Annotated in this window: 4 protein-coding genes; 3 read left to right on the top strand and 1 reads right to left on the bottom strand. The window is 45.1% G+C overall.

Going from position 1 to position 5915, the window contains the following annotated elements:
- Positions 1-287: 287 nt before the first annotated feature.
- Positions 288-2999: a peptidase domain-containing ABC transporter gene (locus tag F6J99_RS40715; protein ID WP_293122034.1), complete on the bottom strand. Its 2712-nt coding sequence runs from the start codon at positions 2997-2999 to the stop codon at positions 288-290.
- A gap of 288 nt (positions 3000-3287) precedes the next feature.
- On the opposite strand from F6J99_RS40715, the gene F6J99_RS40710 reads away from it, so the two are divergent.
- The 3 genes from F6J99_RS40710 to F6J99_RS40700 all read left to right on the top strand — a co-directional run.
- A complete protein-coding gene (locus tag F6J99_RS40710) occupies positions 3288-3461 on the top strand; it encodes a hypothetical protein (RefSeq protein WP_293122031.1) in 174 nt (57 codons plus the stop codon).
- A gap of 543 nt (positions 3462-4004) precedes the next feature.
- Positions 4005-4922 carry a cobalt ECF transporter T component CbiQ gene (gene cbiQ / locus F6J99_RS40705; protein ID WP_293122029.1) on the top strand — a complete coding sequence of 306 codons (918 nt, stop codon included), beginning with the start codon at positions 4005-4007 and terminating at the stop codon, positions 4920-4922.
- A gap of 330 nt (positions 4923-5252) precedes the next feature.
- A partial coding sequence (locus F6J99_RS40700) for an ABC transporter ATP-binding protein (RefSeq protein WP_293122026.1) occupies positions 5253-5915 on the top strand: 663 nt, incomplete at its 3' end.

The raw sequence follows: 5915 nt of genomic DNA, 5'->3' as shown, positions 1-5915 counted from the left end.
GGAGTAGGGAGTAGGGAGTAGGGAGTAGGGAGTAGGGAGTAGGGAGTAGGGAGTAGGGAGTAGGGAGTAGGGAGTAGGGAGTAGGGAGTAGGGAGTAGGGAGTAGGGAGTAGGGAGTAGGGAGTAGGTAACTAGTGATTAGTTATTGGTCAAAACTGTTAGACGTTATTTGATAGCGTTTATTGCATTTATGAGGTACGCTGATCAGCCTGAAAGTCCCCCTTAATAAGGGGGACCAACGGGGGATCCCTTTGTCCTTCATGGGAGAGAGAATTGCTATATAACTCATCACTCAATTTCATCAGCCTTAAATTGCTGTTGATTCAGATAATAATAATGTCCCCGTTTTGCCATTAACTCTTTATGGGTTCCTCTCTCAATCAATACTCCTCTATCCATCACTAAAATTAAATCCGCATTGCGGACTGTAGATAAGCGATGAGCAATGACTAATGTTGTCCTCCCTTTGAGAATCTGATTTAAATTATTCTGAATAATCCGTTCGGATTCGGCATCTAAATGGGAGGTGGCTTCATCTAAAACTAATAACTTAGGATTCCCTAATAAAGCTCTTGCGATCGCAATCCGTTGCCGTTGTCCACCAGACAACATTCCTCCCCCTTCCCCAATCTGGGTTTCATAGCCCATGGGCAACTGTTTAATAAATTCATCAGCACCCGCTAATCGTGCTGCTTCCATAATCTCGTCTAAACTAGCAGCGGGATGACCTAAGCTAATATTTTCCCGAATGGTTGCACCAAACAAAAACGTATCTTGGTCTACTACTCCCACTTGCGATCGCAAAGACCCTAAGGACAAACTGGTAATATCGAGTTGATCAATTAAGACTTTACCATCCGTAGGAGGATACAATCCCAATATCAATTTAGAAATCGTGGTTTTCCCAGACCCACTGCGTCCCACTAGGGCTACCATTTGTCCTGGTTTCACTTCAAAGGAAAGATTTTCCAGTACATTTATCTCACTTTCTGGGTGATAGCGAAACGTTACCTTATCAAAGCAAATGTGACCTTTAATTGGGGGTAACGATTGACGAGCCTGCTGCTGCAAATCTTCCTCTGGTTTCGCATCCAACACATCATTAATCCGTTCCATAGCAATAACTACTTCCTGGAATTCATTCCATAACACGGTTAACCGCTGGAAGGGAGTAATCACATTTCCTAGCAGCATATTAAAGGCCACTAATTGCCCAATCGTTAGCTGATTTTGAATTACTAACCACGCTCCATACCAGAGTAGGGCTGTTGTGGCCACGGCTTCAATAGCATTGCTAAAAATTTGGAGGCGATTGCTGATAACTTGCCCAGTAAATCCCTGTTTTATCTCTTTATTTAATAACTCCTCCCAATGCCAACGTACTGTTTGTTCTACTGCTGTTGATTTTACCGTTCGGACACCAGAAAGGGTTTCAATCAGATAGCTATTCTCTTTGGCGTAAGCCTGAAATATTTCCCGGGAAATCCTCCGTAAAAATGGTGTCGCGATTAAGGCTAGTAGGAAAAATGGCGGCACAATCACTAAGGCCAATAACGCCATTTTCCAACTGTACCAAAACATCAATCCTACATAGATAAATACCGTTACTAAATCCAGCAGAATTGATAAGGCTTCACCGGTCAGGAACTGCTCAATCTTGCGGTTTTCCTGGACTCGTGATATAATGTCACCAACATAGCGGGACTCGAAAAACGAAAGAGGCAACCGCAGTGTATGGCGAATAAATCCTACAATCAGCGCTGCATCTACTTTATTAGCCGTGTGGTCTAGTAGATATTGCCGCAATCCCATCATCGCGACTCGAAATAGGCTAAACATCAGTAGCCCTAACCCTACCGCCATTAAGGTTAGCCCAGAGCGCTGCACCACGACTCGGTCTAAAATTAGCTGGGTAAATAGAGGTGTAATTAATCCAAATATCTGGATAAATAAGGAAGCGATAAACACTTCGAGCACCACTACCCCATGGGGTTTCATTAACTCAAAGAATTGCCAGAAGGTAGTAGTGGTCTCTTTAGCATCCTTGAGTAACGCAGTCGGTTGTAGCAGCAGTGCATAACCGCTCCAATCTGCTTTAAATTGCTGGTGGCTGAGGGTACGTTGACCAAGGGCTGGGTCAGCAACAATAACGGACTTTTTGGTTATTTGATAAACAACAATATAATGTTTACCTTCCCAGTGAACAATGGCTGGTAGTTTTTGTTTGGCTAGCTGGTCAAGACTAGCTTTAACCGGACGAGTAGAAAAGCCAATACTTTCTGCTGCTGCTGATAATCCCCGCAGTGATGCACCATTACGGTCTACATTAGCGATATCTCGCAAACGATTGACACTAAACCGTTTACCCCAATAGCGAGATACCATTACCAAACAGGCGGCACCACAGTCAGAACCACTCTGCTGGGCAAAATATGGATAGCGTCGGATTACCCGTTGCCACAAATGTCCCACTCGTTGATTAGGATTGGGAAAATAGGCTTTACTAATCGTTTTGGCAGGTGTGGATGGGGGAGGAGGTGATGGGCTGATGGGTTGGGGTGATGGAGTGGGCTGGGTGTCGGAGTCAACCAGTACTGAATTTTGCCTACGGGCGAGATCATACAGATGGTCTCGGATGTTAGGATATTTGCTAATTAGTGGAAACAACAATTCAGGGGTGAGATAGCAAAGCTGAAGATTCCGAGAAGCCCTCGCTGAGTAAGGCGAAAAGGATGCATCGGGAAAAAAGGTCGATTCCCCAAACGAGTCTCCCTCTGTCAAGGTGGCAAATTTTTCCCCAGCACTGTTGAGTAATCTAACCTTGCCGGTAATCACGATATAAATACCAGCTTCCGCCTGTTCAGCTTGCCAAAACTGGCCGACTTTGGGTTCGATAAATTTTATCTGTTTGAGAATCCGGGAAAATTCGGCATCATTAAAGGAATGCCCTAGGGTATCCCTCAGCTGCTGAGAAGAAATTGGGGCTAAATTTTGAACCATAATCCTCTAAACCTAAAAAATCTTCCAGGGAGAGTTAGCGATCTAGATGGCAGGGTCGCTATATCCAGGCAAAATCCTGTGGTAATATGAAGGCAATGTAAAGTTATGAAAAACTAACTGTCTTAATGCAGTCGCTCATGGCCCATGGGTCTGTGTGCGGAACCTGCGTCCGCACCTGTCTTGATGCAGTCGCTCATGGGGGTAACCCCCACAGGTCGGTAATGGTGCGTTTTCCGTTGGCGAATTAAATTCGCCACGGGTCGCACCTCTGCATCGCTCTCCAGCCCCGTGGAAACCAAGCCAGTTGCTCATGGGGGAGACCCCCACAGGTCGGCACTGGCTCCCCAAGACCGCTTAGGTGCCCTTGACCTAGGCGAAAATTCGCCACGGGTCGAACCTCTGCATCGCTTTATATTTGGGTTGCCATTCGAGCTTCATACCGAAACAACAGAATTTTTGTAGGGTTTTGCCACCACCAAACTAATCAATCAAAGTATGATGGTTGCGGTGCGACAAGGCGCGAGGTTCAAACCCCCACTGGAAAGCGCACCAACAGAAAGGCGCGAAATTAAAAATTGAAGTAAACCCACAGTTGTTAAGAAGAGCCTGCCGGATTTAGGAGTCTGTTGACAGGGTTAAGGTCAACGTGGTGTTAACCCTTTGGCCCTGGGATAACCACATAATAAACACGGTTTTAACCCGTTATGATGTCAATATCAACCAATGTCAAGGAAATTAAATAACCAAGATGGAAGAAGAATCCTATTATTACCGGTAGTCTGGGTATTATATAACAGAAGATTGTTCTGTGAAAAGCGTTTTTACTATCGCTAGACAAAAAACCAAGACTATCAAAGAAGCCAGTCATAGGTCATAGAGAAAAGATGAAGGATGAAGGGTGAAGTATCAAGTATGAAGTATCAAAGGTGAAGTGGAGCGATAGAACCTATGGCTCCTATGTTGATTAGACCCAATGAGCAATCACCAATTACAATCAATGACTAAATGAAACATGGACTTGATGCCTACGCTCACTTGGACTCCCCCATCCACAGTTGGGAACCTCGTGCCAAGCTAATTGCCCTATTGACCCTAATTTTCGCGTTTTCCTTTGTACAGCATTTGATAGTGCTACCACCGATGGTAGCTCTGACCCTAATTTTTTATCGAGTCTCTCGCCTGCCACTGTCTTTTCTGTTGAATCGGTTGCGCTATCCGGGATTGTTTCTGTTAGGGATTACATTGCTACTCCCCTTCACAGTAGGCACTACCGTGATCATCCAGCTTGGTCCAATCGCCCTGCGGCAGGAAGGACTGCTAACCCTAGTGCTGATTGCCACCCGTTTCTTATGTATTCTCACCATTAGTGTGATTTTATTTGGGACCGCACCCTTTTTGACCAACATCAAAGCTATGCGATCGCTTGGTCTGCCCTCACTGGTTGCGGATATGACTCTGTTGTCTTACCGCTATATTGAGCAATTTAGTAACGACCTAGCTAAAATGAAGCGGGCAATGCAGCTGCGAGGTTTTCGTGGCAAAGGACCAAAGCTTTCATGGCAGGAATTTGGAGGTCACCCAGTTGCTTCGTTACTGGAATTCTTCGCCCGTAGTTACCGTAACCTTAGAGTTTTAGCTTCCCTAACCGGAACACTTTTGGTACGCAGTTACCAGCAATCCCAGCAAGTCTATCAAGCGATGATTTTACGAGGGTATAGTAACACCTCTCAATTTATGGTTTCTGAGAGTTCTGGTGTGACAATAGGGACTAGAACACAGAGCTTTTCATTACCCCTTCCTAGGGGAAAGCGTAGGTCGTCTAGTACAAATACTGCTGGTTTCCACCACTACATTGCTTTGGGACTCACTAGCTTGATTTCAGTAGGATTTGTGATCGCAGAAATTATGTTAACAGAAGCATGACCGAAGCGAATTCAGACTAATCAATGATGACTAATTAATGGTCATCAAATCAAGGTAATATTGATTCCGGTTAATGACTTATAAGTTTAGGGTTTGGGTTGGAGTTTTGTTAATTTAAATTAAATAAAATTAACACTTAAATTAACACTTAACAAAATTCCCTCACCCCGACTATAAGTGATGAGCCGTAATTAATATGGCTGAGAATTTTTCCTAGCCTACAGCGAACGCTATCAGGCGAAACGACTTCATTCTTGGCCTTAAGGCCGTAGGCCACGCTGCGCGAACGGCCACGCTACGCGAACAGACTTCATCCTTCAGACTTTTACCGTGACCCAGCAAAAACAAGAATTTTTTTACCGAGAAGATTACATTGAACCCTATCAGTCATCTACTTCGTTACACTACGCCCTTGCCATTGATAGTCTGTATTTTTCCTACCCAGACCAACCGGATAGTTTACGGAATATCAATCTCACCATTAAGCCAGGGGAACGGATAGGTTTGATTGGGCCGAATGGTGCTGGTAAAACTACCCTATTTCTGACCATCTGCGGCGTTTTAAAACCAACTAGGGCAAGAGGGATGCTGTTATTTGGCAAACCAGTGGTAGCGGGTGAGTTTCGCCCAGAAATTGGTCTGGTGTTTCAGAATCCCGATGACCAGTTATTTTCCCCCTCGGTCTGGGATGACGTAGCGTTTGGACCAGAGAATATGGGGTTACCAGCGGTTGACGTTGAACAGCGAGTTCAACAAGCCCTATCCCTGACGGGTGTGGAACACTTAGCGGCTCGAGTTCCCCACAACCTGTCTGGGGGTCAGAAGTGTATGGTAGCGATCGCAGGGGTTTTAGCCATGGGTCCATCCCTAGTGCTGTACGATGAACCCAGTGCCAATCTTGACCTTCGTTCCCGGCGTCGCTTGATTAGCTTTTTGAAACGGTCCGAGGAGACAATACTGATTTCCTCCCATGACCTAGAACTGATTTTAGAA

This window comes from Moorena sp. SIO4G3 (assembly GCF_010692305.1).
Lineage (GTDB): Bacteria > Cyanobacteriota > Cyanobacteriia > Cyanobacteriales > Coleofasciculaceae > Moorena > Moorena producens_A.
This window is presented reverse-complemented; position numbering and strand designations above follow the sequence as displayed.